Genomic DNA, 26961 nt, shown 5'->3' on the forward strand with positions numbered 1-26961 from the left:
AATATGCAGGGTAACTTATTAAAAGTTTTAGGAGTACTTGCTATAGTAGCAACGTTAGTTTGCTTTATTTTTGCAGCACTTGGTATGATAGGAGCAGTAAAAGTCGGTGACAGCTGCTACATGAGGTATGAGTCGGACGGTAAAGGAGGAGCGGATTCAATAATCGGTACTATAACCCTTAATGCTAATGCTAATTATGTAAACACTGCTAAGATGTTGTCCGACGGCACGATTCGGCTTATTCCTGATCCTACTCGTTACGGTGAATGGCTAAATACTCAGGTGCTAGTAGAAAACGGCCAACCGGTGAATTTACAAGTGGTCGGTCAGGTTAGTTTGTGTTTAGCTTATATACCGAAAGATAATTTACAACGTACAGGGGCTGGATCTAATTTAGACGATAACGGTCAAATGATCCCGATTCCTCGTATTAACGATACAAATAATCCACCTGTCTCTCTAATAATGGATGCAAAAAATAATGAATGGCGTAATATTGCCGAATTATACGCCAATGATAGAGTTTTAGTTTCCGTATCTCCTAATTTTGCCAATACGGATGCGACAATTAAAGATGCTTTTAAAGGTGTTGAAGTTACGAAAGATTGTTCAGAGAATAAAACTACTTATAATCCAATTTGTGGAAAATATTCTGTTTATTCAGGTGAATATGTCAATGCTTGCGAGTTAAAAGAGCAGTATTGGAATTGTCAAGTCACATGGAGGTGCCCTACCTGGCATGAGAAAATAGGTTGCGACTGGGGAGAATTGGGCTGTGTTTCTTCTTGTGATAAGGTACCAGAATGTACAACGAAATGTATGGCTTGGGTTAATAGAACGAGACCAGCACCAGAAAACTACCTAGATGATGAGAGTTTTACATTTTCGTGGTCTGACAACACAGGTAAATTATTTATCGACTATTCAGCCCTTCAATGTTCTTATAATGCTAATATTCCTCCAGTTGATCAATGTCCTGATAGTGTGCGCGATCGTAGTCCAAAAGATAAAGATTATATTGGAGGTGTACATTGTACTTCGGGCATATGTAGCGATGGAGATTTTCAAAAGAATCGGAGATTTTGGTATACGGCGGACGGTAAAGGAGGCAAAGGACCAACTGGATTAATATATCAAATGAATGATGCGGGTTCTGTAAGTCAAGCTCTGCCTTCTAAGCTAGAATTTGCTAAATTTGTTGCAGATACAGATCAACCGCCTGACTATAAAGATAAAGACGGTAAATATTTATATAAAGTTATATATAATATACCTTTTAACAGTAATATTGCAAAAAGTTATTTACAATATAGGCTGTGGTCTCCTACCTCACAAGATAGTAGTAAGAATACTGGAGGATACGTTTTAAATATTAAACAGACTAAATGCTATAGAGAAAACGGTAATAGTTTTAACGATACTTTTGATGATCGAGGACGAGTGCAATACATCATAGTAAAGCCTTCGGAAAACCCGAATACTAGCGGTAAAACCTATTCACCTCAAGGAATTAGCGTTGATAGTGAAGGTAAATATAGCTTTAACGCAAATGAGGCGGGTTATATATGGATGAAAATTCTAAATGATCCTGGTAATAATTTAAGGGACTATAAAGATAGTGAAGGTAGCTATAAAGTACATTTCTCAACATCCTTAAAAGTAGGAAGTTTTACTATTAAAGTAATGAATCCGTTACTTCAGTTATTTAAAACTAAAGTGCAAGGGGCTGCTACTTCTATTTTTAAAAATATGGTATGTTATAAAGCTAATGATAGTTCGTCCTGTACTAACTTTTTTACCTATATTAAAGCAATTTTAATTCTGTATGTGATGACTTACGGAGCAATGTTTTTGCTTGGTTTTGCTAAGATAAACCAAAAAGAGCTAGTAATTAGAATAGCAAAAATCGGGGTAGTTAGCGGACTTATGAACGGTAATACCTTTGAATTTTTCAATAACTATCTTTTTGATGCAATTACCAATTTTTCAGACTCAATTATTGCTAATATGAGTGGATATAGTTTGTTTACTTCTACTAATACTATTGCTAATCCTTTCATGTTTTTAGATGCAGTAATGAGTAAAATATTTTTTAGTCAAACCTTTATCGCTCAATTACTTGCACTTCTTTCTCTTGGGCTTAGCGGTATTATATATTTTATAATTATTTTTATTGCGGTTGGTATAGTAATTATTACGGCGCTTAGAGCTGTTGCAGTTTATATTATGGCATTTATGGCAACTTGTATATTAATCGGTATAGCCCCTTTATTTATTAGTTTCTTATTATTTGATTTTACTAGGTATTTATTTGATAATTGGGTGAGGTTTACGATCCGCTATATGATAGAGCCGGTAGTTATGATGGCAGGTATTATAGTACTAACACAACTATTTACCATTTATCTAGATTTTGTTTTAGGTTATAGCGTGTGTTGGAAATGTGCTTTACCGATAAAAATTCCGTTTATCGGTACTATTTTACCTATTGCCTTGCTGAATGTACCTATCTTCTGTATTAATTGGTTTGCCCCTTGGGGAATGGATTATATGTCGGGTATGATGGGAGTAAATATGCAAAATATCGTAGCTCTAGTTATTATTGCTTACGGTATGTACGGTTATGTCGAATTTTCAGGACGTATGGTAGTAAAATTAACTAGTGCTGTTGGGCCTTCGGCTACTGAAATTGGTGGTAAAATGTCTCATGATGCAGGACAAAAAGCATTAAGTTCAATAGGAATGGATGATAAAACAAGACAAGGTATTACCGGCAGAGCGGAAGTACGATTAAAACAACGCAATAAGACATTAGATCAGGCTGAGAAAAATAGGAAAAATACGCCACAAGAAGGGGGCGAGAAGACAAATGAAGAACCACCTAAACCTGAAACACCGAAATAGAGGGTGAATCGAAAATCGTCATTGCGAGGAAATTATGAAATCATTTACAAAGCAATCTCAGGAGTTATTTCATGAGATTGCCGCGCAGCCATACAGCTGCTCGCAATGACGGGTTTACTATTGAATACTCACGGTATGGCGTGTTGGATAACAATTTAAAATTATGAAAATTCTTAAGAGTTTAGTTTTATTAGTTTTGTTTATGGCGATGCCAGCTAAAGCCGATGATGCTTTTTCATGGATGTCAACCAGTTTTAGTGGGTTAAAAAGCTTATTCGGTTGTTTAGAAGTGCCTGAATTTACAAGTTTTCAAGAGGGTAATATAGGAATTAATTTATCTACAGCCGGAATTTGGCAATCAACAGGTAATACTGTTCAGAAAGGTAAATTGTTAAAAATAAATTGGTCTACTTCAGGTATTACTCCTGAACCTAGAAAATATCTAGTATTATATAGAATTGATCCAAGGTTTAGTATGCCGCAAGTTTTCATTAAAACTTATAATTATTCTAAATTACAATTTGAAGCTTTAGGGTTTCCTCGTTTTGTTACAAACAATAACAGTGAAACACCGGGAACTATACCGCCTGATAAAGACCTTGATGCACTTTCATTTACTAAAATGTCTGATTTTGTTAAATATTTTAACTATTCTAACGGTAATTCGAGAATTGAAGTTAAGGCCGGCGATGTAGTAAATATTAGTTTAGTTGGTAAAGATAATTTTTTTAGCCCTAATACTCTAAAACTTCCTAATACCGTAGATAATATTTTAACACAGGAACTTGATAGCTCGATATTCGCTGCTTCTGCACTTTATACTCAAAGTAACCTTGGAGATTTTGATAATAGAATAATTTACTCTTCTGCAGAGCAGGTGTGTAATATGATAGATGAGGAAAGAAAAAGTGTATGTAGCGGCACGGGTACTGCTACAAAGTATAAAAATACCGATAATGGAGTAATAGTCGGTAAGCCTATGATAACGGGAGCGGTACAGTATTTCATGGGCTTAATTAAGGCTTGTCCTGCTAATGCCGGTATAAATACTAGCCCTGCTTGCTATTACGATCAAGGTAGAGGGATGATAATTAAAGTAGGCGGGCAGGTTATTAAGGGACGAGATCAGAGTTTTGTAAATTCAGGCAATACTCAAAGTAGCTTTATATATTATCAAGCCACTAGCGGTGGTACTATGGATTTTACTAGCGATTGGCAAGTTAGTAACATGTTTAGTAATTCAGTTTTAATGAGTGATTGGAGCCGAAATTTTTCAAATTATGCTAGTTTTGTAGATTATATAAATAAGAATGATTGGTCAGCTAATTTTTTATATTTTGGTTGTTATTCGATGATTGTTGAAATAGGTAATGGGGCAAATTCAATTAATCCTGATGATCAACAAAATATAAAGTTAGAATATTTAATAACGTCTGATGGTACATTACCTGATCCATCTGTTCGTGGTACGCCGGTAGATTATAACTTTGCGACTGATGCCCCGCAAGATGGATATTTATGGTTAAGGGTGGTAAATCCTAATAGTAATATACAAGGGGTAGTTAGTGTAAATTATGCTAATTATACCGGTACAACTTGGTTTTCTGATATAATATATAACGGTGCTATTAAACCTATTACCGATCAGTTTAGAACTTTTAGTCAAAACTTTTATATTAAGTTAGTTAAAAATTCTGCAGTGCAGAATTTAGCTAAAACTGCATTAACCCTTTATGTTACTATATTTGGGCTAATGTTCGTTACAGGAGCATTAAAATTAACTGCTGTAGAAGTAATAACACGTATATGCAAAATAGCTATAGTAGCTTTTTTAATTAGAGAAGAAAGTTGGAGCTTCTTTAATACATACTTCTTTAGTGTATTTACTGACGGTATTGATTTCTTTGTAACTAATGTAGTAGGTGCTACAAGCTCTAGATCTAATATTTTTGGTTTTATTGATCCTATATTTGATAAATATACTAACGGTAGGATTTGGGGATTACTATTTATTGAATTATTACAAATACATAATGGTTTAGCATTTATCGCTATTATAACCATTTATTCACTTATTACTTATTTTAGAGCTATTTTAGAAGTTATAATAGGTTATGTTATTGCATTCATAGGGGTAACTGTTATGATTTCATTGGCACCATTTTTTATAATATTAATGTTATTTGAAAAAACTAAAAGTTTATTTGATAATTGGATATCGACATTGCTTAGCTATGTAGTGCAGCCGACAATATTATTGATTTTCTTTTTATTGATAGATCAGGTTTTATCTGAGCAGCTTTTAAAAGTGGTAGTTAGAGCCTGTTGGGATACTCTTATACCAATAAAAATAGGGCTTGATTTAACAAATCTTGGTATTCCGATTCATTTCTCTTTTACATTACCGTTCTTACCCGGAATACCTTTCTATGTACCGGATGTTCCAGAAATTAGTAGCTCGAATATTCTAACGAACAATGCTAATACTTTCTTAGTATTATTTACTACGGCTTTATTATTTTATTCATATTGCTTGATGTCATATAGTTTAGTAACTTTTGTAAATATAGTAGTTGGAATGCTTACAAATGTTACACCGGCACGAATATCAGGAAATTATCAAGAACGTTCTGATCCTGTGGGAGCCGTTATGCAGGATATAGATTCAGTAACAAAACCGATTAAAAAGGCTGCAATGGCTCCGGCTAGAGTTTTCAAAGACAAGATAATTGATCAAAATTATAAAGCTAGAAAACCGGAAGTAGGTGGTGAATTTACAAATAAATTTCTTGCTGAGCGTAATGATGTGAAGAAAGAGGAAGGAGAGCAGAAAGAATAATTGTAAATATTTTTACCGTCATTGTGAGGACATTGCATAGCAATTGACAAAGCAATCTCAGGAATTTAGTACTGCTGCATGAGATTGCTACGCTCCCTATGGTCGCGCGCAATGACATTGAAATTAAGACATATGGAAATAACACATAATAAATGAACAAAAATATTTTTATTACATTATTAATATCGCTATTGCTGCTTTCTGGTTGTACCGGTGATACTTGTATTGACCCTGATGATTTCGGTTTTATCAAATTCAATGTCTCTGCTAGATATGATCCGGAAGAAATTACTTCAAGACAGGAAGGTAATCAGGTAGCACCATGGCGTGATAGTGCTTATAAAGTAAACGGCTATCCTTTAACCATTATGGTAAGACCGTGGAGTTATATACTTGGCGATAAAAATACTTCAGGTCAGTTATCTGCATGGTGTCCATGGTATGGTCAAAAAAATAACACAACTACTTTGGCTGCTTTTTGCGTTAAGCTACAACCGTGTACTTTTTGGGATAATAGTAGACTTGATATGTGTACTCCTAATCCTGCAAATAAAAATGATGCAATGATTAGTAATGCTCCATGTATAATGACAAACGGTGTCGGGCTTTATTTTCTTATTGCTGCTAAAAATACCGATCCCAATATTTCACCGGACTCACAGAGTAAACCGCAAGGTATAACTCAGCATTTAGGAGAGGAGCTTACTTCGGGCTATGAATTTTATAGTACTAGTAGTATAGGACAATTCTTGGAAGCCGGAGGTATAAATTATCAATATAAAGGTGAAGATAAGTCAAAATATGCTCAATCTCCTCTTTATTTTAAGATTATAGATAAATTTTATAATGATAATAGCGGGCAATATAGATTAGTAATAAAGTCCGGAGTTACTGATACTAGACCCGATCCGCTACAATTTTTAACGGATTTAATAAAAGGAGTATTATTTGGTAAGGATGGGATTATAAAGAAAACTTATCAACAAATAATTGATACGTCGGGTTATAGGATGAGTGTCTCGGCTATTTTAACTCTATATATAATGTTTACAGGCTTTTCCTTTTTAATAGGTAATATAAACCTTACTCATGTCGAACTTATAGTTAGAATATTAAAAGTTAGTATAGTCTCAATATTATTAAGTACTGATAAAGCTTGGACATTTTTTCATGATTATTTATTCGTATTTTTTATTGATGGGGTTCAGCAAATACTGCAAATAATTAATGAAGCTTCGGCTACCGGTCCCGGTTCTCAAAGCTTGCTTGGGTTACTTATTGCTCCTCAAACTTTATCTAAATTATTTTCTTTACTATTTGTTGATTGGCTTGGTTTTATATATATCATTCTATATTTAATAGCCTTATATTTTATTTTCTTTCTTATATTTAAAGCCACTATTATCTATCTAACCGCTCTTATAACTATCGGTATGATTATAATTATGGGACCGATATTTATTTGTTTCATGTTGTTTAATATAACTCGTTCGTTATTTGAGAATTGGTTAAGACAATTAATATCATATGCATTACAGCCTATAATTTTATTTACCGGTATCGCTTTTATTTCAATGATCATCAGAACTGAAATATATTCAACGCTTGGTTTTGCAGTATGTAAACATGATTTTCCTAATTTAGGTCCGATAAATGAAATATTCGGTAGCTTCCTTGAGGATATAGATCCAAGCCTGGGTCATTCAATATTTTATTGGTGGTTCCCAGTACCGATGAAAGGCGGTATAAATAATTTCCACAAAGCAAATATATTAGTTCCTAAAGATCATATAATAGTAGATGATTCTTGTAAGAATGACCCTGATAAATGTAAGCATTGTGCTGCGTATGAGTGTATAGATGAACGCTATATTGAATTACCGTTTTTAGATTTAGTTAAAGATGCAAAAAGAATTAGTAATTTTATAAATGGGAAATTTGTCCAACTTGACGGGATATTACTAATTTTTGTGTCTATTTATTTGCTAAGTAAATTTAACGATACTGCTATATCGACGGCACAATTTATTGCCGGTACTTCAGGTAATTTAACAGAAATACAAAAAGTTAATCAGCAATCTTATGAATCTGCAGCGCAACAAATGAATAGACCGCTAAATTATGTGGCTAAGACGGTAAGTGCACCTGTAACTAGCCGTGTAAGTGCAGGGAAAGAGCAAGTTCGTATGTTTTTTGCCGAGAAATTTGAAAATATGATGATGGGAAGGCTTGAAAAGCAAGCTCTCGGTTCTTCAGCAAATAAAACCGTACAAAATGAGGTTAAGCGAAAATACGGTATAGATTCTAAAGATGTAAAAATGAATGCTATTACGGATTATGAAAACGGTATTGCAGGATTATTAAAGAATTTACCTAAGGGGAATGAATTAAAAGCAAAAGAACTATCGCACATGAAGTTTACTCAGCTTCGAGATAAAATTGCTGCAAATAAATATGAAGTGAAAGATTACGCTGCTTTAAGTAAAGAACAAAAAGCTGAGCTTGATAAGTCATTAAAAGATGCTAACTTACGTGAACTCGCTAGCGATGCAAACTTTACTAGAGATTATCAAGATGCTTATAAAAATGCTCACCAAGAAATGTCCGGGCGAGGTGTTGGTCTGTTCGGTAAGAATATAGGAGTGCTTAGAAGTTGGCAAGAGATAGAGCATCGTGTTGATACAAAACGTAAATTAAAAGAAGAAAAGCGTGTAGGTATAGGCGAAAAAATATATGCAGGTTATACAGGAATAAAAAGAGGAGCTTTAACTGCAATAGTCGGTAAAGATTTACGTGATGCTTATGAGGGTAATCTAACCAGTGCCGAATGGCATGATTTTGAATATAACGATCCAAGGCTTAGAACTTATAGCGAAAAATTAAAAGATGATGAAAAAGCACGAGAACATGAAGAGCTCCAAATGCATATTAATAAGGAGGCGCTAGCTGCTCAAGCAGATATATTATCACCGGAATATCTAGCAAGACTAGAAAAAGCAGGTAGACATAGTGATGTGGAATATTATCAAGAATTAGCTCAAAGAAAGCTTATTCATGAGGTGCATGGTAGGTTATTTGAGGAAGGTGAACCGGTAATGATGGGCGACAGATTTATGCGTGAGAAAGCTACTGATTCTCAGATGCGCGATATGATAGATAACGCTCATAGAAAACATGCAGAATTTATAGATGGAGATCGATATATTCGTCGCCAAGAGCATTATGATATTATGTACGAGAAAGCCCAGGAAAATTTAGAGCAAACTTATAAAGAGCTTAAAGATCATTTCAAAAGAGATGATATCAAGATCGAAGAAATGCCGGCATTAATAGCACAAAAAGTTAAAGATACCGCCGAGGAAGCTGAAATAGACCAAAAGATTACGGAAGAGCTTAATAACTTTAATGCTGATGTTAAAAATTATGAATATAGTACTGAAGTATTAAATAAAATAGAGGATAGAAAGCAAGCCATTACCGATGAAGTCAATGCTCAGATCGATAAGATTAATAAATATAGAGAAAATGCCAAAATGCAAACCTATGTAAAGCCTATAGTAAACGAGGGTAGAAAGCTAAGAAAATTAGAAGATCATTTAAGAAATATGAAGTAGAATAACTAATAATTGTTTTTTTTAACAATTACAGTATATAGAATATGTAAAAACAAACATATTGATGAACGATCAAACTAAAAATGGTTTTGAAGAACTCAAGTATTTATCATCAGATTAAAGCTTAAAACCGCAAAAAGTTGGGAAGAACTATTTACAGAACTAAGCTCAAATCCTACTAATGTTTTTTTTCTGAAGGCAGAGCAGATTCTCCACCGCAAGAACGAAATTGGAAATTATTTAAATGATTGATATATAGCTCTTATGTAATTCCGGTGAAAGCAGGAATCCAGAAAAATAACTTCAATATTGATACAGAAGTTACATATTTGATAAAATAAGCATATAAAAAACAAGTTTTTTTATGCTTTACTGGATGCTCGTTTCTGCGGGAATGACATTAAGGGTATTTTCCGAACTACGCAACAATGCCTACACGGAATTCGAATATACACTGTTGCGTTAATAGCATTTAAGAAATGCCCGCTAAAAACAATAATTAGTTTTCCCTTTATTAATTAACTTATATAATATCTAATTAAGTTAGTGCTTAATTTATTAAGGGGTTTATGAAGAAGCAACATATAATAAACGAGACTTTTTTAGATGCAATTCTAGCTAAGAAATTAGGTACTACTTATACTCCTCCAAAAGAAATCAACGATCTTGACTGTGATGAAGCAGCAAAGCATTTCATCGATCTATTACTTAGAGCCGACGGCTTTAAGCCTGTTAAAACTGCAGTAGTTCATCCGATCGATAAAGAATCATTACTCGGTGCAGTTAGAGCGGCACAATTTAATGTAATAAAACCGGTCTTGATTGGTCCACAACATAAAATTGAATCAGTAGCAAAAGTTAATAATGTCGATCTTGAGGATTATCAAGTAATTAATGTTGAGCATAGCCACGAAGCAGCAAAAAAAGCCGTAGAGCTTGCAAAGAAAAAGGAAGTTGCGGCTATTATGCCAAGGGAGGCGCTTCATACTGATAAGCTTATGTCTGCGGTAGTTTATAAGGAGAATGGACTCTACGTACTGAACGTCGTATAAGCCATGCTTTCTCAATGGCAGTTGCTACCTTTCCAAAACCGTTCATTATTACCGATGCTGCTATTAATATTCGTCCTACTCTAGAAGATAAGCGTGATATAGTGCAGAATGCTATTGATTTAATGCATATGATCAGAGAAGACAAGCAGGTTAGAGTTGCGGTATTATCGGTAGTTGAGACGGTAACTTCTGCAATCCCTACAACCCTTGATGCTGCTGCTTTATCGCAAATGGTAGATAGAGGGCAAATTACGAATGCTATAGTTAACGGACCGCTTGCGTTTGATAATGCTATTTCTTTATTTGCTGCAGAAGCAAAAGGCATTAGTTCTTCAGTTTCAGGAAATGCTTATATATTAGTAGTACATGATCTTGAATCAGGCAATATGCTTGCAAAGCAGCTAAAATATTTGGGTCAAGCGGTTATGGCGGGTATCGTTCTTGGAGCCCGTGTGCCTATTATTTCCTGTGTACTTGCTTCATTTATTTATAATCACACTAAGGTGAAGCTACATATCCAAGCAGGTAAATAATGAAAAATGTTATTTTAATAGCTAATGCTGGCGCATCTAGTTTGAAAATTTCTATTTTTGAAATTCAGAATGAAAAAGTTAAGGATAAAATTTATAATATTTTTTTAGAAAAAATGATAATAAAATATTATTTCATATAAATAAAACACAGGCATCTGCTAACGACATTAAAGATGATGTTATTGAAATGATTATTGATCTTTTTAAAGATTGGTGGAAAAAACAAAAAAAATCTCAAGTTAATTGCAACCGGTCGCCGTATTGTCCATGGCGAGAAAATTTTTAATAAACCGGTTATTGTTAATGAAAAAGTTAGTGAAGATTTAAGAGCATTAATACCTCTAAGCCCCTTGCATCAACCTTATAATTTGCAGGTACTGGCTTTATTTCTTCAAAAATATAAAGAAATCTCACATATAGCTTGTTTTGATACGTCGTTTCATTTTACCAATCCTCCTATTACAAAAGCGTTCGGTTTACCGAAAAAATATTATGATAAAGGGATAATTCGTTATGGTTTTCATGGGTTATCATATAAATATGTTAGCAGCCGTTTTAACGAAATGACAAAGGAAGATTTACCTACAAAGACTATTATAGCTCATTTAGGACGCAGTAGTAGTCTATGTGCTATTAAAAACGGTCTTAGTTTAACAAGTTCCATGGGCTTTAGCGTACTTGACGGTGTTATGATGGGTACAAGGACAGGTAACCTTGATCTTGGAGTAGTGTTATATCTTATCGATCATGAGCAAATGACTACGAAAGCAGTAACCGAGTTACTATATAAGAAATCAGGATTACTCGGTATGTCCAGTGAAAGCTCCGATATGCGTACTTTGCTTGCCAGTAACTCACCTGATGCTAAATTTGCTATAGAGTTATTTGTGTATCGCATTGTACTTGAAATAGGTAAGCTAACTGCTGCACTTGAGGGAGTTGATTGTCTAATTTTTGCTGCCGGTGTTGGACAGAATTCCGCTGTAATACGAGAAATGATTACTGAAAAACTTTTATGGCTAGGCATTAAAATAGATGATACAAAAAACCAAAAAAATGAGCATCTAATAAGCGCTGAAAGCAGTAAGGTTAAAGTTTTCGCTGTGCCGACAAACGAAGAGCTAATCATCGCTGAGGAAGTGATGAAGTTTTTATAACACAAATTGGTTAATTTTTAATTACTTATACCTCTATTTTTCTTTATTAACTTTTTTTGAAATATATGCAACTATAGATATATTTTTAACTTAAATTTGGGGGGAAGTTATGCCAGAAGATTTTTTGATAAAAAGAAAGCAGAAAAACAAATAAAGGATATTAAAAATAATAAGATAAATCCATATAATGATGTAATGAAGAAAGATTCTAGAAAAGTGGGTTGATGCAGAGGCAAGTTATAGCTAAAAACGCAGCAGCAGGTTATAAGACAGCATTAAAAATAGAGCAGCAAGCAACAGAGAAGCAGGTATTAGTTTAGATAAAGATGCTATGAGACGCTTAGAGAAAATAACAAGTCCATTATATAGAAGCTGCTAAGAAAGCAGAATTTCAAAAATTTCAAAGTGATCAAGCTCATAAAACATATAAACAAAAAGCTGAAGCATTTAGGAGTGGTACAACAGCTTCTGCTAAAAAACAAAGAAAAGAAGATTATAGGACAGGTGGGTGGGATAAATAATTAAATTATAATTTTATTGCGTTAATTGGTACTGTCTACTATTTTAAACGTATGTCTATACTTCATGCCACAATCTTAACCGTTTTTCCTGAAATGTTTCCTGGAACTCTAGGACATTCTTTAGCAGGACAAGCACTAAATAAAAATATTTGGTCATATGACGTTATTAATATTCGAGATTTCGGTTTAACTAAGCATAAAAATATTGATGATGAGGCTTATGGCGGTGGTAACGGGCTTATAATGCGTCCTGATGTTCTAGGCAGTAGCATAGATCATGCTCTTGCTTTAAATCCTAATGCTGAAATGTACTATCCTTCACCTCGCGGTAGAGTCTTTACCCAAAGCTTTGCTAAAGAGATGTTAAAAAATAAAAACCTCATATTCTTATGTGGACGTTACGAAGGGATTGACGAACGTGTAATTGAAGAGTATAATGTTAAAGAAATTAGTGTAGGCGACTACATTTTATCCGGCGGAGAAATACCTACTCTCACCATTCTCGATTGCTTAATTAGACTACTGCCAGGTGTTTTAATGAACCAAAATACCTTATCTTCTGAGTCTTTTGAAGAAGACGGGGAATTTAAGGGCGGGCTTGAATGCAGCCTATATACAAGACCTGAAATTTGGCGCAATCGAGCTGTACCGAGTGTTTTGTTATCCGGTAACCACAGGCTAATTAATGAATGGAAAAAAGCGCAATCACATATGATTACTAAATTACGCCGTCCGGAGTTACTTAAAGATTTATAGAGTGAAGGAGTTAAAAAATGAATATTATTGACCGCTTTGAACAGGAAAATATTTCAAAGCGTACTGCAAATAAAAAAATTCCTGATTTTGAAGCCGGCGATACAGTTAAGGTAACTGTTAAAATTGTTGATAGATCGATTGAGAAAGACGGTAAGGAAAAATTAACGGAAAGATTTCAAGCTTATGAAGGTGTAGTTATCGCAAAAAGAAATCGCGGTATTACTTCATCTTTCTTAGTACGTAAAATTAGCCACGGTGAAGGAGTCGAAAGACGCTTTATGACTTACTCGCCGATAGTACACTCTATTGATGTAGTAAAATACGGAGTAGTTCGTCGTGCTAAACTTTATTATTTAAGAAATAGAAGCGGTAAGTCGGCTAGAATTAAAGAGAGACATATCCCTATTGCTAAAACTAAGGCAGCAAAAGCTTAAATATATTTGTATCTCTTATGTCATTACTGCGGAAGAGTGCATTGCTACGTGAATACTCAATACGTCATTGCAAGCAGCCGTAGGCTGCATGGCAATCTCATGAAATAATAACACACTCCTTAGATTGCTTCGTCAATTACTTCGTAATTTCCTCGCAATGACGTATGCCTCAAATCCCTAACGTATCTCTATAAAGCTCAAGCATAGCGTCCTGCTCGGCAAGTTTATCTTTATCCAATTTCTTTAGTTTCAATATAGATTTCATAGCTTTAACATCAAATCCATGTGAAGAAGCATCTTGGAAGATATCTTTTACTTCTTGAGATAAATCAGCTTTTTCTTGTTCTAATCTTTCTATTTTGCTTATATATTGCTCTAATTGTTCTTTTATTACTACTTCTGACATAAAAAATCATTTAACCTTTTTGAATTTACTATATAATACAAATATAATCCTTATTCAACAAAATATATAATAATGCAAATTTATCCTTTAAGACTTTTACCTAATAAAATCGATTTTGATTTTATGAATTTTAAAAAAGTTAGTTACACTTTTTCAATTATTTTATCACTCATTAGCTTTATTTGGATCGGTATATATAAATTTAATTTCGGTATTGATTTTGCCGGCGGTATAGTTATTGAAGTAAGGCTTGATCAAGCTCCTGATTTGCCAAAAATGCGTGGGGTTCTAGGCAAGCTTGGAATAGGTGAGGTGGTCTTACAGAATTTCGGTAGTGAGCGTGATTTATCGATTAGATTCGGTAGTAATAGTGAAGAAAATCTCATGAAAAATATTGAGTTAATTAAAGGATCTTTGCAAAGTAATTTTCCGTATAAGTTTGAATATCGTAAGGTAGATTTTGTCGGTCCGCAAGTCGGTAGGCAGCTAATAGAAGCGGGGGCTATGGCGATGTTATTCTCTTTCTTAGCGATTATGGTTTATATTTGGGTGCGTTTTGAGTGGTATTTTGGTTTTGGTATACTGATCGCCTTAGTGCATGACGTAATACTCGCTCTTGGGTTTATGAGTATGACAAAGCTTGATTTTAACTTAAGTACTATTGCTGCAGTGTTAACTATTATAGGTTATTCCGTTAATGATTCGGTAGTAATATATGATAGGATTAGAGAAAATTTACGTAAATATCATAAAAAAAATATCACGGAAATTATAAATTTAAGTATTAATGAGACTTTATCAAGAACTATTTTAACTGTCATTACCACGCTACTTGCCAATTTAGCCCTTATTCTTTTTGGCGGTGAGGCAATCCGTAGTTTTAGCATACTTGTATTTTTTGGGATAATAGTCGGTACTTATTCCTCAATTTTTATCTCTGCTCCGATACTTACAATGTTTGTTAATAGGAAGTTTAATAAAAAAGTAATAGAAAGGTAAAGAATCGTCATTGCGAGCAGGCATTGTTGCTTGGGCCGGCTTTATTGTCATTGCGAGTGGCCGTAGCCTGCATGACAATCTCAGGATTTTGGCACGAGATTGCTTAGTCAAAATTTTCAATTTTTCCTCGCAATGACGTTTTTAAGCCATAACGAGAATAGTTTATGCTAAAAGAAGAAGACAAAATTTTTACTAACCTGCATGGGCAGCAAAGCCATGATTTGAAATCTAGCAAGAAGCGAGGCGATTGGGAGAATACTAAAGCTTTGCTTGATAAAGGTAGAGATTTCATCGTTGAAGAGGTTAAGAAATCAGGGCTTAGAGGGCGAGGAGGTGCCGGATTTTCTACCGGTATGAAATGGTCATTTATGCCTAAAAATTTAGAGAAGTCTTGCTATTTAGTAGTAAATGCCGACGAGTCTGAGCCTGGCACTTGTAAGGATCGTGATATCTTAAGGTTTGAGCCGCACAAATTAATAGAAGGTTGCTTGCTTGCAAGCTTTGCTATAGGAGCGAATAATTGTTATATCTATATTAGAGGTGAGTTTTATAATGAAGCCTCTAATATTCAGCGTGCCTTAGATGAAGCCTATAAAGAAGGGTTAATAGGAAAGAATTCTTGCGGTTCGGGCTTTGATTGTAATATTTATTTACATCGTGGGGCGGGTGCTTATATTTGTGGCGAAGAAACGGCATTGCTTGAAAGCTTAGAGGGCAAAAAAGGTATGCCTCGTTTAAAGCCGCCTTTTCCTGCCGGCTTTGGGTTATATGGCTGTCCGACTACTATAAATAATGTTGAGTCTATCGCAGTAGTGCCAACCATTTTAAGACGAGGAGCTAGCTGGTTTGCTGGTATAGGTAAACCTAACAATACGGGAACTAAGATTTTCTGCATATCAGGGCATGTTAACAAGCCTTGTAATGTTGAGGAAGCAATGGGCATTTCGTTAAAAGAATTGATTGAGAAATATGCGGGTGGTGTTCGTGGTGGATGGGATAATCTTAAAGCCATAATCCCGGGCGGTTCTTCTGTGCCTTTACTGCCTAAGTCATTATGTGAAGTAGATATGGATTTTGATAGTTTAAGAACAGCAGGTTCTGGACTTGGTACAGGCGGTATTATAGTTATGGATCAATCTACCGATATTATTTATGCAATAGCAAGGCTTAGTAAATTTTACATGCATGAATCTTGCGGGCAATGTACTCCTTGCCGTGAGGGTACGGGCTGGATGTGGCGAGTTATGATGCGGCTAGTTAAAGGTAATGTCACAAAATCTGAGATAGACGAACTCCTTAACGTTACGAAAGCAATAGAGGGGCATACTATCTGTGCTTTAGGTGATGCGGCAGCTTGGCCGATTCAAGGGCTGATACGCCATTTTAGAAGCGAGATTGAGGCAAGGATAAAGAGTTATAGTGTGGTTTGACTTTTTATCGTCATTGCGAGGAGATATTGCCTGCGTGGATACTAAGCCGTCATTGCGAGCGGCTGAAAGGAGAAAGGAACGTGGTAATCTCATGAAATAATAACAAACTCCTGAGATTGCTTCGTCAATTACTTTGTAATTTCCTTGCAATGACGATTCCAATTTATAAATAATTAAGAGATTATGCAAACAGATAATACAAAATCAAACACTAATAAAACAGCTAAGCAAGAGTGGGGGTCTTTTGCTTTTGTAATATGTATCGCTTTACTTATTAGAATACTTATTATGGAGCCGTTTACCGTTCCAACCGGGTCTATGAAAGCAACCATACTTGAGAATGACTATATATTTTCTACGAAATATAGTTATGGTTATAGTAATTATTCTTTATCTTTTTTTGATTTTATTCCTCTTTTTAAAGGGCGAATATTTGCTCGTGAACCGGATCGTGGCGATATTGTAGTTTTTCGTCCGCCTAACGATATGAGTGTTAGATATATAAAGCGTTTAATAGGGCTACCCGGCGATAAAATTCAATTGATTGATGATGTAATATATATTAACGACAAAAAAATAGAACGCACGGAAGTTGGAACTTATATAAGCGAAGAGGGAATAAAATATTTAAAGTTTAAAGAAACACTGCCAAACGGTAGAACATATTTTTCTTATAAGCTTGCTCCTATTTATGGCGTTATATATAATGATAGATACGGTAATACGGATGTTTTTTATGTACCTGAAGGGAAATATTTCTTTTTAGGGGATAATAGAGATCAGTCAAATGATAGTAGAGTAAATCTTGGATTTGTACCGTTTGAAAATTTTATTGCTAAAGCACAATTTATTTGGTTCTCAACAAAAATAACTTGGTGGGATAATGATATAGGAGTTATTAATCTAGTACTAAAGTTAAAGCCATGGGTTGAATCTGTGAGGTTAAATCGAATTTTCAGAAATCTTTATAACACGGATGCGTAATGGAATCATTTGAGAAGTTAGAAAAGCTACTTAGCTATAGTTTCAAAAATAAAGAGCTTTTAATAGAGGCGTTAAGTCACCCGTCTTTAAGGCAACATCACGAGTACAAGGATGATAAAGATTATGAACGATTAGAATTTCTAGGTGATGCCGTATTAAATTTAGTAATCACAGAAATTTTATTTAGAAATTTTGCAAATTATAATGAGGGGAATTTAGCTAAAATTAGATCCTATTTGGTTTGCAAAGAAACAATATGCATGGTTGGAGCTAAACTTACTTTAAAAAATTATATAATTATGACTCATGGCGAAGAAGTAGCAGGCGGGCGTGATAATCTTAATAATATAGAAAATGCCACGGAAGCTTTAATTGCAGCTATATATCTTGATAGCAATATTGAAACAACCCATGATATTATCGAGAAGTTATGGGCAGAATTTATAAAAGTTCAGAATTTAACGGATTATGACCCAAAAACTGCTTTACAAGAATGGGCTCAAGCTAGTGATCATCACCTACCTATATATCGTCTGATAAAAAGAGAAGGAGCCTCCCATTCATCGACTTTTACAGTTCTTGTAAAAGTAAAAGATTATGAACAAACAGGCACTGGTCACGCAATAAAAGAAGCAGAGAAAAACGCAGCACGCAGCTTATTGCATAGACTTAAAAATGACTAATAGACATCTTGCCAAATTCGCTTATAGAGAGGAATTTAAAGGAGACACGGAAGCACTTGCCGCCGCAGTATGCGAGGATGCGAGTACTGGATCGACGTCTAAATTACCTCTAGAAGTGAAGTTTGGGAAGATGTCTAATCAGAAAACGGTATCGGTTTGTATAATCGGGCAACCTAATAGCGGAAAATCAACTTTATTAAACAGAATAATCGGTGAGAAGCTTTCAATTGTTACCCCAAAAGTTCAAACTACTAGGTCAATTATTACCGGTATTATTACCTTAAAAGATACACAGGTAATTTTATACGATACGCCCGGTATATTTGAGCCGAAAGGGAGCTTAGAGAAAGCAATGGTAAGATGTGCGTGGTCTAGTTTGCATAGTGCGGATTTAGTTCTGTTAATTATTGATAGTCTAAAGTCGTTTGATGATATAACGCATAATATTTTAGATAAGCTTCGCTCACTTAATATTATTCCGATATTTTTATTGAACAAAATAGACATCGAATCAAAATATCTAAATGACATTAAAGCTTTTTTAACAGAAAATTATCCTGATAGCTTGCTTTTGCCTATATCTGCTTTATCAGGCAAAAATATTGATGGATTACTTGAATATATAACAAGTAAGGCCAAAATTTCTCCTTGGCTTTATGCGGAAGACGACATAACGGATTTACCTATGCGTTTTATTGCAGCAGAAATTACAAGAGAGCAGTTATTTTTAAATTTGCAGAAAGAACTCCCTTATAAATTAACCGTACAAACCGAAAAATGGGAAGATCTTAAAGACAAATCCGTAAAGATTAATCAAGTTATAGTAGTTTCAAGAGAGAGCTATAAAACTATAATACTCGGTAAAAACGGCTCTAAAATCAAAGAAATAGGAGCAAAATCCCGAATGCAAATGGAGAGGTTTTTTGGATTTCCTGTTCATTTATTTTTATTCGTTAAGGTGCGTGAGCTGTGGGAGAATAATCAAGAATTTTATCAGTATATGAAGATATAAAGCTGTCACTCTGTGGCTTGACAGGCTTTGTTGGATCGTTTTCGATGTCATTTCCCCAAAAGTGGGCATGACATAAAAGCCATATAATAATGCCAATAAAAATAACATTAAATAATCATGATAATACTTGGAATTGATCCGGCACTTGGGAGTCTTGGATGGGCAGTAGTGGCAAAGGAGACCGCACAGTTGAAATATTTAGCTAGTGGTATTATTAGAACAAATAGTAAGGATGCAATGCATCATAGACTTGCTTTTATTAATAGTACATTAGAAAAAGTAATATTAGAATATCAACCAAATATGGCAGCGATTGAAGAAACATTTGTTAATACTAATAGCGTGACTTCTTTAAAGCTTGGATATGCTAGAGGGGCGATAATGTCGCTGATCGGTAGATATAATTTGGACATGCGCGAGTTTAAGCCAAATACGGTAAAAAAAACCGTAACAGGATATGGGCATGCAGAGAAAGACCAAATGTTGCATATGATAAAGCTTTTGCTGTCTGGCACTGCCTTAATTACCAATTCTGATGAAGCTGACGCCGTAGCGATTGCCTATACCTGCTTAGTTACAAAAAATTATTAAAATGAATCCAATAATAATATTAGTTGCCCCGCAAATGGGTGCGAATATCGGTGCTACTGCAAGAGCAATGAAGAATTTTGGTTTAAATGAGCTTAGAATCGTGGCTCCAAGAGACGGTTGGCCTAATGAGCAAGCACGTAGTAATGCAGTCGGAGCGGTTAATATTATAGATCATGCAAAAATTTTTGATAGCCTAGAGGATAGCATTAAAGACCTCGAATATTTATATGCTACTACTTGCATTAAAAGGGCTATGAATAAAGATTATGTATTTTCACAAAATTTACCTTTAGATTATCCAAATTCTGAAAAAGTCGGGATAATGTTCGGACGGGAAAATAATGGGCTTAGCAACGAAGAAATCGCATTTGCTAATAAGATTATCACTATTAATACAACCGAATTTAGCTCATTAAACATTGCTCAAGCGGTTATTATTATATGCTATGAGTTGTTGCGTAATTCTACGCCCAGAGAGGATGTACATAACATTCAAAAATTAGCTACTAAAGAAGAAATAGAGCATTTTTTAGTAAATTTATTCGGCAAACTCGATAAAGCTGGATTCTTCAAGGCTCCCGACAAAAAAACTGCTATGCAACAAAATATCACTAATATATTTACACGTATAAATAGTCTCTCTTCCTCTGAAGTCCAAACTCTGCAAGGTATTATTAAATCTTTAAATCAATGATATTTAGTAATTTCTTAAGTTCAGGAACATAATTTCTTATTCGGTTATATATTTCATCAGCAAGCTTTTTATCGTAAGTATAAGATATCATATTACGATCAGTGAGCATATAAATCCATAAACTCTCATCATTTATAATACCGGCAACAAAAGCTTCCTTTATCACTTCTTTAGGATAGTGAAGAAATGTGCCTTTTTGAGAAAAATATTCTTTTAAAAACTTCCAAGCGAGTTCAAAAGTAAATTCAAATCTTTGTATAGTGGCATCAATATAAGCCCCTATTTTCTGTTGTCGGTTTTAAATAAATATCTTCAAGCGTCATAAAAGCTTTACGAAATTTTTCAAGTTTAAGGTTTATTTTTGACATATATAATTTTTTTTCTTTTAATATATTTTTATAAAGTTCAGAGCTTATTTTAGTACTTTCAAACCTTACACAATCTATTTTTAAAAGCGTGTCGGCATTCTCTATAAATTGCAATATCAATATCAGAACGCTCATCGTTATCCCCTCTAGCACGAGAAGCCAAAAAGCCATATTGCGTTGACAAACGGTAAAGATTTTAGCTTATTAATGAATATATATGATTGTATATCTTTATTCATATAATTACCAGCTTTTGATTAAAGATTTAATAATTTCAGCTACTCTTTCTGCTTCATTTAAGGGTTTGTAGCTATATTCTTCTAGAGCAATAGCCGACTTATCAAAAATTCTTGCTATCTTCTGTTCTACTAACTGCTTTATAAAAATCTTATGCTTTGAAGAATTAAAGTTTGGTGGGCAGAATATATAAAGAGGCTTGCCGCTTGAAGCTGCTTCACTGCACATTGAGATTGAGTCGGCCGTAGAGATTATATATTTTGCCTTGGAGAGCATAGCTATATAAGGATTATAGCCTGCGTCTTCGTTCGGGTAATAAATAATTGTGGAGGACGGCATATTATTTTTAATAATTGATTTTACATTGTGTGGTGTACGTCTACTAAAACTAATAAAAAAAGGTATTTTTTGATTAGTATATATTTTATTTAATAATGAAGCAAATAAAACTGCTTCATCTTCATGGAAATTAAATTTTTTATTATTCCCACCGATTATCACTGCAATAAACTGTTTAAGAGTAGGATAATGTTTTTGGAGTTCCAAGTTCGCTGCGGCGAACTGTTCAGTTACGTTGTTGATAGCTCCGTTGATGGGGATGATGTTTTTAAAGTCGTCATTGCGAGGAAATACGAAGTATTGACGAAGCAATCTAGTAAAAAAGCCCTGAGATTGCTTCAGCCACTTTGTGGCTTCGCAATGACGTTGGTCATGATAAGGCAGAATAACGGCATCAAATGCATTGTAAGGAAGATTAGGCTGCATTATTTGTATTAACTTGATATCTTTAAATTTCTTTTTTAAATAAAATGCTAGTACTGCAGTTCTTCTTCCAGCGGTAATTATCATATCAGGCGGGGACTGATCCAAAAGATACTGCAATAGCTCACTTTTTATATGAATAGGATAATATTTTAGTAAAAAGTTCGGTAGCTTAGCTAAGCAATTATATTCAAGCTTAATTGTTGTATATTCTTCCGTTAATTTTTCAGCAAGTGCAATAGCCTGATGGGTGTTGCCTGTTCTATAATCCTCCAATACGTGTATTTTCATTGTAAATACTTCTCTAAAGGTAATGTTAATAAGTTTGTTAGAGGTAGTGATTTATCGCAAGCCTCGGCTATTTGTGGTGTGATCGGAATTTGAGCGATTAGTGGTATATTATATTTTTGTGATAAATGTCCGCCACTATTATTTTTAAGCATATAGCTCATATTCTCAATTATTCCCAAAATAGGTAAATTTAGTTTTTGATATAAATCTATAGAACGTATTACGTCTATTTCTGATATTTTTTGTGGTGTAGTTACGATTATTACGCCGTCTAAATGATAATTTTCTAGTATACTTAAATGAATATCACCTGTTCCCGGCGGCATATCGATAATTAAATAATCTAAATTATCCCATTTTGTTACCGATAATAATTGATAAATAGTCTTACTCGCCATAGGACCACGCCAAATAATTGCCGAGCGGTCTTTAACGAGGAAGCCTATAGATATAATTTCGATGCTTTGAGCAAGTACCGGTATTATTCGTCCATCTTTCGTTTGCGGTACTTCGTTAATGCCGAATATATGAGGAATTGACGGACCGTAAATATCCGCATCTACTATCCCAACTCGGTAATTTGCTAGACTTAACTGCTGAGCGATAAGAGCCGATATTGTAGATTTTCCGACTCCGCCTTTACCTGACGCTACTAAGATAATTTTTTTTACATTTTCTACAAAATGTTTTGGTTTTTGAACTTTTTTCTCCATCGGTTTAATTTCGGTAAAAACAATTGTTATTTTATTTACTTCCGAAATCTCGTTAAGTTTATTCATTGCCTTAAGTCTAATTTCTTCGGCTTCTAACTTGTTTTTACCTGATATATCTATTGAGAAACCGATATTATTACCTTTAATTATAATATCCGATATAACTTCATTTAAAAAAGTACCGTCTTTAAAGGTAATATGCTGAATTTTATCTATAATTTGTCGTTGGTGTAAATTCGCCATAATTAAATTTCCTTATTTAAAGCTGTTTAAGCTCGTAACTTGACGTTATATACTATAATATATATAATTATCTCATCTTTAAAAATAATATAAAACAATAAAGCAAATGCTGAATAAAAAACATATCTCAATTTTAAAAAAATCCCCATGGAAAGATTTTGAGTCTGATAAAGAAGATAACATATTCACAAGGCCGCGTAAAAATCAATTTAATTTTGATCAATTTCAATTCCCATTTAATTTCAATGCTAAAACAATAATTTTAGTTGTTGTTGCAGTGGTTGCTTTATGGCTCGCTTCGGGTATTTATGAAATAAAAGAAGGCGAAGAAGCAGCGGTAATAAGATTTGGGCGTTTTGTGCGTAAGGGTTACCCCGGGCTTAATTATCATTTACCGGCACCTTTTGAAAAGATAATAGTTGAGAAAGTTAAACAATCACGTCGGATTGAGATTGGTTATCGTACAAATAGCTCTCTGCGTAGCGGTGGCGATAATACTAAAAATATTGCCGGTGAAAGTATAATGCTCACCGGTGATGAAAATATCATTGCTTTAAATTGTGATGTAATGTGGCATATTAATAATCTTGAAGATTTTATTTTTAACGTACAAAGACCTGCAGAGACAGTAAAAGCAACAGTCGAGAGTGCCGTTAGGGAAGTCATAGGTAATACTCCTATTTCTTGGGTATTATCCGATCAAAAGCAGGAGATTACTTATAAAATAGAGAAATTAGCACAGAAGATATTGGATAGTTATAATGCCGGCGTTATGATTGAGAAAGTACAATTATTAAAAGCCGAGCCGCCTGCCGAAGTAATAGACGCTTATAGAGACGTGCAAACTTCAAAAGCAGATAAAGAAAAAGAAATAAATCAAGCTCAAGCATATAATAATAAGATTTTGCCGGAAGCTAGAGGAGCGGCTGCAAAGATTATACAAGAAGCAGAAGGTTATAGAGCAGAAGTTATATCGAAAGCAGAAGGTGATAGCCAAAGATTTAATGCTATTTATAAACAATATGCTACAGGTAGGCAAGTAACTAGAGATAGATTATATTTAGAAGTAGTCGAAGAGGTATTAGGCGGTTCAAATAAAACGATTATTAATAATGCACTATTGCCGCACATGGCTATTAAACCATAGGGGTGCTATGTCATTCCCGCAAAAGCGGGAATGACATCAAGCGTGTTTTTCACGCTATACACAAATGACATCTAAACAACAAGGAATATTAAATGCAACAAAAGATTTATTATATAATTTTTACAATTGTTTTTGGGCTGATACTGATTTCTAGCTCCTTATTTTCAGTTGACCAACGCCAATCTGCAGTAGTATTCCAGTTTGGTGAGGCAGTTAGAACTATAGAAAATCCAGGACTGAATATTAAAATCCCGTTTATTCAAAATGTTGAATTTTTTGATAAGCGTCTTTTAGATGTTGAGGTTGAGGCAAAAGAATTAACGGCTGCTGACGGTAAACGAGTTATTGTTGATGCCTACGCCAAATTCCAAATTAATAATCCCGTAATGTTTTATAAAACGGTACATGATTATCAAGGTGTGAAAATTAGGCTGACTCGTAATCTTGAATCGTCAATGCGTAAGGTGATAGGTAAAATCTCGCTAAGTAGCCTTTTAAGTCAGGAACGTAGTAATGTAATGTTAAATATCTTAAATCAAGTGGACGGTGAAGCTAAAAGCTTCGGTATTGATGTTGTAGATGTTAGAATTTTAAGAGCAGACTTACCAAAAGAAAATAGTGCGGCTATTTATCGTCGTATGCAAACGGCACGTGAAAAAGAAGCAACCCAAATTAGAGCGGAAGGACAAGAAGAAAGCGTGCGTATTCGTTCAAAAGCAGATAAAGAAAGTAAAATAATACTTGCGAAAGCTTATCGAGATGCACAAATTATTAAAGGTGACGGCGATGAGAAAGCGGCAAAAATATATAATTCTGCTTATTCAGTTGATCCGGAATTTTATAAATTTTATAGATCACTTTTAGTATATAAAAATTCTTTAAAGAAAGAGAATACTAATTTTGTAATTTCACCGGATGCTGAAGTTTTAAAATATCTAAATCTTACTAAGTAGTATACTAGTCTATCTATTTTTATTTACGGAGTATATGGTTAATCTGAAAATAGTTATTGTTATAATATTTTTAATATCAAGTAACGTTGTTCTAGCAAAAGAAAATAGTAAGTCTTTAAAAGTAGCAGCTCAAGAAGAGAATGAATTTACGGAAATAAATTCTGCTCCTTTAAAAGTAAGTGAAGCCGCTCGTTATAGCTTTGCCGATATAGTGGAACCGTTAATTCCTGCAGTCGTTAATATTTCAACAATAGAATATGTTAATAGTAAATCGGAAAACGCCGAGAAAGATCCTCTGCAAGAAAAAGTTAATGATTTTTTAGAAAAGCTTAATATACCGCTGAATTTGGAAGAGGTTGATCAAACTCCGAAAAGTGTCCCGCTTGGTTCAGGATTTATTATTGAACCTAACGGCTTAATAGTGACAAACTATCATGTAATTGCAAATGTTGATAAAATTAATATAAAACTTGCAGATAATACCGAATTATCGGCTAAATTAATAGGTAACGATACTAAAACCGATTTAGCTCTCTTAAAAATAGATAGCGAGGAACCTCTACCTTTTGTTGAGTTTGGAGATTCAAATGATGCAAGAGTAGGAGATTGGGTTATTGCGATCGGTAATCCGTTCGGTAATCTAGGCGGTACGGTGACAAGTGGTATTATTTCTTCTAAAGGGCGGGATATCGATATAGATACGGACAATATAGTCGATAATTTTATTCAAACGGATGCTGCAATTAATAACGGTAATTCCGGTGGTCCTATGTTTAATTTGGATCAGAAAGTAATCGGCGTAAATACGGCAATTTTTTCACCGCTCGGTACTAATATAGGTATCGGTTTTGCAATACCGTCAAATACTGCAAAGCCTATAATCGAACGTCTTAAGAAAGATGGAAAAGTAAGTAGAGGACGCCTTGGAGTAACAATACAAGATTTAACCGAGGAAATTTCTGAAGGGCTAGGACTTAAAAATACTAGGGGGGTGTTAGTAGCTAAAGTACAAGAAGACGGTCCAGGTGATAAAGCGGGAATTAAAACAGGTGATATAATAATAGAGTTTGCAGATATACCGGTTAAAAATACTAAAAAATTACGTGTAATTATTGCAGATGCTCCTATTGATCAGGAAGTAAAAGTAAAAATACTTCGTGATAAAAAGGAGCTTGAGTTACCTATTAAAGTTACTTCGGATAATGAAGAGGTTACCAAAGATTCTACAGAAGAGACCAATAAGAAAGAAATAACAAATAAAGAAGAAAATAATTTATCTATTACTAAAAATAATATTACTTTTGGTAATTTGACTGAAGAACTAAGACAAAAATATACTATTCCTCAAGATAAAATGGGAATAGTGATAACCAATATTGATGAAGAAGAAAGTAGCTTCAAAATTGGTGATCTGATAACCAATATTAATCAGGAAAGCATAGACGATATAAGTAAGCTAGAAGAATTATATGACAATGCTAAAAAATCAGATAAGCAAAATATTTTGCTCTTGATTGAAAGGGGGAGTAGTAATATGTTCGTACCATTGCAGGTTATGTAGTTTTCTATGTTATTTCCATGAAGGAAAAATAATCTTAACATAAATTACATATTTAATAAAATAAAAAATAAGTTTTT

Annotated in this window: 20 protein-coding genes and 2 pseudogenes; 17 read left to right on the plus strand and 5 right to left on the minus strand. The window is 34.1% G+C overall.

Annotation, left to right across the window (positions count from 1 at the left end; genetic code table 11):
- Nucleotides 1-3: 3 nt before the first annotated feature.
- The 7 genes and pseudogenes from BTU51_RS00835 (at nt 4) to rplS (ending at nt 13810) form a co-directional block, all read left to right on the plus strand.
- Entirely contained in the window at nt 4-2904 is a 2901-nt protein-coding gene (locus BTU51_RS00835; RefSeq protein WP_012262215.1) for a TrbL/VirB6 family protein, read from the plus strand.
- Between the two features lie 163 nt (nt 2905-3067).
- On the plus strand, nt 3068-5743 hold the full coding sequence (locus tag BTU51_RS00840; RefSeq protein ID WP_012262216.1) for a TrbL/VirB6 family protein: 2676 nt from the start codon (nt 3068-3070) through the stop codon (nt 5741-5743).
- Nucleotides 5744-5895: 152 nt separating this feature from the next.
- Entirely contained in the window at nt 5896-9357 is a 3462-nt protein-coding gene (locus BTU51_RS00845) for a type IV secretion system protein (RefSeq protein WP_012262217.1), read from the plus strand.
- A gap of 569 nt (nt 9358-9926) precedes the next feature.
- Nucleotides 9927-10942 (plus strand): annotated as a pseudogene (locus tag BTU51_RS00855) (phosphate acetyltransferase).
- Nucleotides 10942-12099 (plus strand): annotated as a pseudogene (locus BTU51_RS00860) (acetate/propionate family kinase). Before BTU51_RS00855 ends, BTU51_RS00860 begins: the two co-directional pseudogenes overlap by 1 nt.
- A 572-nt stretch (nt 12100-12671) precedes the next feature.
- Complete coding sequence (trmD, locus tag BTU51_RS00870; RefSeq protein WP_012150369.1) at nt 12672-13376, plus strand: tRNA (guanosine(37)-N1)-methyltransferase TrmD; 705 nt, start codon at nt 12672-12674, stop codon at nt 13374-13376.
- Between the two features lie 17 nt (nt 13377-13393).
- Nucleotides 13394-13810: a 50S ribosomal protein L19 gene (gene rplS, locus BTU51_RS00875; RefSeq protein ID WP_012150370.1), complete on the plus strand. Its 417-nt coding sequence runs from the start codon at nt 13394-13396 to the stop codon at nt 13808-13810.
- 169 nt (nt 13811-13979) lie between these two features.
- On the opposite strand, the gene BTU51_RS00880 is transcribed toward rplS, so the two are convergent.
- Nucleotides 13980-14216 (minus strand): DUF2312 domain-containing protein, encoded by a 237-nt coding sequence (locus BTU51_RS00880; RefSeq protein ID WP_012150371.1) that lies wholly within the window; start codon nt 14214-14216, stop codon nt 13980-13982.
- Nucleotides 14217-14288: 72 nt separating this feature from the next.
- Between BTU51_RS00880 and secF the strand changes: the two genes are divergently transcribed.
- The 7 genes from secF (at nt 14289) to BTU51_RS00920 (ending at nt 20609) form a co-directional block, all read left to right on the plus strand.
- Nucleotides 14289-15215 carry a protein translocase subunit SecF gene (gene secF, locus BTU51_RS00885; protein ID WP_012150372.1) on the plus strand — a complete coding sequence of 309 codons (927 nt, stop codon included), beginning with the start codon at nt 14289-14291 and terminating at the stop codon, nt 15213-15215.
- Between the two features lie 164 nt (nt 15216-15379).
- A complete protein-coding gene (gene nuoF / locus BTU51_RS00890) occupies nt 15380-16645 on the plus strand; it encodes an NADH-quinone oxidoreductase subunit NuoF (protein ID WP_012150373.1) in 1266 nt (421 codons plus the stop codon).
- A gap of 183 nt (nt 16646-16828) precedes the next feature.
- The gene (lepB, locus tag BTU51_RS00900) at nt 16829-17629 is read left to right on the plus strand and encodes a signal peptidase I (RefSeq protein WP_012150374.1); all 801 of its coding nucleotides are present in this window, start codon (nt 16829-16831) and stop codon (nt 17627-17629) included.
- Entirely contained in the window at nt 17629-18312 is a 684-nt protein-coding gene (rnc, locus tag BTU51_RS00905; RefSeq protein ID WP_004996667.1) for a ribonuclease III, read from the plus strand. The genes lepB and rnc overlap by 1 nt, the downstream gene beginning before the upstream one ends.
- Complete coding sequence (era, locus tag BTU51_RS00910) at nt 18305-19324, plus strand: GTPase Era (RefSeq protein ID WP_012262219.1); 1020 nt, start codon at nt 18305-18307, stop codon at nt 19322-19324. The genes rnc and era overlap by 8 nt, the downstream gene beginning before the upstream one ends.
- A 117-nt stretch (nt 19325-19441) precedes the next feature.
- A complete protein-coding gene (gene ruvC, locus BTU51_RS00915; protein WP_012150376.1) occupies nt 19442-19915 on the plus strand; it encodes a crossover junction endodeoxyribonuclease RuvC in 474 nt (157 codons plus the stop codon).
- A 1-nt stretch (nt 19916) separates the two neighbouring features.
- Nucleotides 19917-20609: an RNA methyltransferase gene (locus tag BTU51_RS00920; RefSeq protein ID WP_012150377.1), complete on the plus strand. Its 693-nt coding sequence runs from the start codon at nt 19917-19919 to the stop codon at nt 20607-20609.
- On the opposite strand, the gene BTU51_RS00925 is transcribed toward BTU51_RS00920, so the two are convergent.
- The 4 genes from BTU51_RS00925 to BTU51_RS00940 all read right to left on the minus strand — a co-directional run bounded on the left by BTU51_RS00925 (nt 20590) and on the right by BTU51_RS00940 (nt 23223).
- Nucleotides 20590-20892: an HI0074 family nucleotidyltransferase substrate-binding subunit gene (locus BTU51_RS00925; RefSeq protein ID WP_329517986.1), complete on the minus strand. Its 303-nt coding sequence runs from the start codon at nt 20890-20892 to the stop codon at nt 20590-20592. The genes BTU51_RS00920 and BTU51_RS00925 overlap by 20 nt on opposite strands.
- Nucleotides 20876-21112 carry a nucleotidyltransferase gene (locus BTU51_RS09005; RefSeq protein WP_012150379.1) on the minus strand — a complete coding sequence of 79 codons (237 nt, stop codon included), beginning with the start codon at nt 21110-21112 and terminating at the stop codon, nt 20876-20878. Before BTU51_RS09005 ends, BTU51_RS00925 begins: the two co-directional genes overlap by 17 nt.
- Nucleotides 21113-21220: 108 nt before the next feature.
- Nucleotides 21221-22267 (minus strand): mitochondrial fission ELM1 family protein, encoded by a 1047-nt coding sequence (locus tag BTU51_RS00935; protein ID WP_012262221.1) that lies wholly within the window; start codon nt 22265-22267, stop codon nt 21221-21223.
- Entirely contained in the window at nt 22264-23223 is a 960-nt protein-coding gene (locus BTU51_RS00940) for an Mrp/NBP35 family ATP-binding protein (protein ID WP_012262222.1), read from the minus strand. The genes BTU51_RS00935 and BTU51_RS00940 overlap by 4 nt, the downstream gene beginning before the upstream one ends.
- Before the next feature lie 106 nt (nt 23224-23329).
- Between BTU51_RS00940 and hflK the strand changes: the two genes are divergently transcribed.
- The 3 genes from hflK to BTU51_RS00955 all read left to right on the plus strand — a co-directional run bounded on the left by hflK (nt 23330) and on the right by BTU51_RS00955 (nt 26884).
- Nucleotides 23330-24370, plus strand: coding sequence for an FtsH protease activity modulator HflK (gene hflK / locus BTU51_RS00945; RefSeq protein WP_012150382.1), 1041 nt, complete (start codon nt 23330-23332; stop codon nt 24368-24370).
- Nucleotides 24371-24462: 92 nt separating this feature from the next.
- Nucleotides 24463-25323 (plus strand): protease modulator HflC, encoded by an 861-nt coding sequence (gene hflC / locus BTU51_RS00950; RefSeq protein WP_004996654.1) that lies wholly within the window; start codon nt 24463-24465, stop codon nt 25321-25323.
- A 34-nt stretch (nt 25324-25357) separates the two neighbouring features.
- Entirely contained in the window at nt 25358-26884 is a 1527-nt protein-coding gene (locus tag BTU51_RS00955; protein WP_012150383.1) for a Do family serine endopeptidase, read from the plus strand.
- The last annotated feature ends 77 nt before the right edge of the window (nt 26885-26961 follow it).

The organism is Rickettsia rickettsii, assembly GCF_001951015.1.
Classification (GTDB): domain Bacteria; phylum Pseudomonadota; class Alphaproteobacteria; order Rickettsiales; family Rickettsiaceae; genus Rickettsia; species Rickettsia rickettsii.

What these genes read in the sequence shown, in the direction of transcription:
- BTU51_RS00835 (WP_012262215.1), top strand. Translation starts at nt 4, where the DNA reads ATGCAGGGTAACTTATTAAAAGTTTTAGGAGTACTTGCTATAGTAGCA.
- BTU51_RS00840 (WP_012262216.1), top strand. Translation starts at nt 3,068, where the DNA reads ATGAAAATTCTTAAGAGTTTAGTTTTATTAGTTTTGTTTATGGCGATG.
- BTU51_RS00845 (WP_012262217.1), top strand. Translation starts at nt 5,896, where the DNA reads ATGAACAAAAATATTTTTATTACATTATTAATATCGCTATTGCTGCTT.
- trmD (WP_012150369.1), top strand. Translation starts at nt 12,672, where the DNA reads ATGTCTATACTTCATGCCACAATCTTAACCGTTTTTCCTGAAATGTTT.
- rplS (WP_012150370.1), top strand. Translation starts at nt 13,394, where the DNA reads ATGAATATTATTGACCGCTTTGAACAGGAAAATATTTCAAAGCGTACT.
- BTU51_RS00880 (WP_012150371.1), bottom strand. Translation starts at nt 14,216, where the DNA reads ATGTCAGAAGTAGTAATAAAAGAACAATTAGAGCAATATATAAGCAAA.
- secF (WP_012150372.1), top strand. Translation starts at nt 14,289, where the DNA reads ATGCAAATTTATCCTTTAAGACTTTTACCTAATAAAATCGATTTTGAT.
- nuoF (WP_012150373.1), top strand. Translation starts at nt 15,380, where the DNA reads ATGCTAAAAGAAGAAGACAAAATTTTTACTAACCTGCATGGGCAGCAA.
- lepB (WP_012150374.1), top strand. Translation starts at nt 16,829, where the DNA reads ATGCAAACAGATAATACAAAATCAAACACTAATAAAACAGCTAAGCAA.
- rnc (WP_004996667.1), top strand. Translation starts at nt 17,629, where the DNA reads ATGGAATCATTTGAGAAGTTAGAAAAGCTACTTAGCTATAGTTTCAAA.
- era (WP_012262219.1), top strand. Translation starts at nt 18,305, where the DNA reads ATGACTAATAGACATCTTGCCAAATTCGCTTATAGAGAGGAATTTAAA.
- ruvC (WP_012150376.1), top strand. Translation starts at nt 19,442, where the DNA reads ATGATAATACTTGGAATTGATCCGGCACTTGGGAGTCTTGGATGGGCA.
- BTU51_RS00920 (WP_012150377.1), top strand. Translation starts at nt 19,917, where the DNA reads ATGAATCCAATAATAATATTAGTTGCCCCGCAAATGGGTGCGAATATC.
- BTU51_RS09005 (WP_012150379.1), bottom strand. Translation starts at nt 21,112, where the DNA reads ATGAGCGTTCTGATATTGATATTGCAATTTATAGAGAATGCCGACACG.
- BTU51_RS00935 (WP_012262221.1), bottom strand. Translation starts at nt 22,267, where the DNA reads ATGAAAATACACGTATTGGAGGATTATAGAACAGGCAACACCCATCAG.
- BTU51_RS00940 (WP_012262222.1), bottom strand. Translation starts at nt 23,223, where the DNA reads ATGGCGAATTTACACCAACGACAAATTATAGATAAAATTCAGCATATT.
- hflK (WP_012150382.1), top strand. Translation starts at nt 23,330, where the DNA reads ATGCTGAATAAAAAACATATCTCAATTTTAAAAAAATCCCCATGGAAA.
- hflC (WP_004996654.1), top strand. Translation starts at nt 24,463, where the DNA reads ATGCAACAAAAGATTTATTATATAATTTTTACAATTGTTTTTGGGCTG.
- BTU51_RS00955 (WP_012150383.1), top strand. Translation starts at nt 25,358, where the DNA reads ATGGTTAATCTGAAAATAGTTATTGTTATAATATTTTTAATATCAAGT.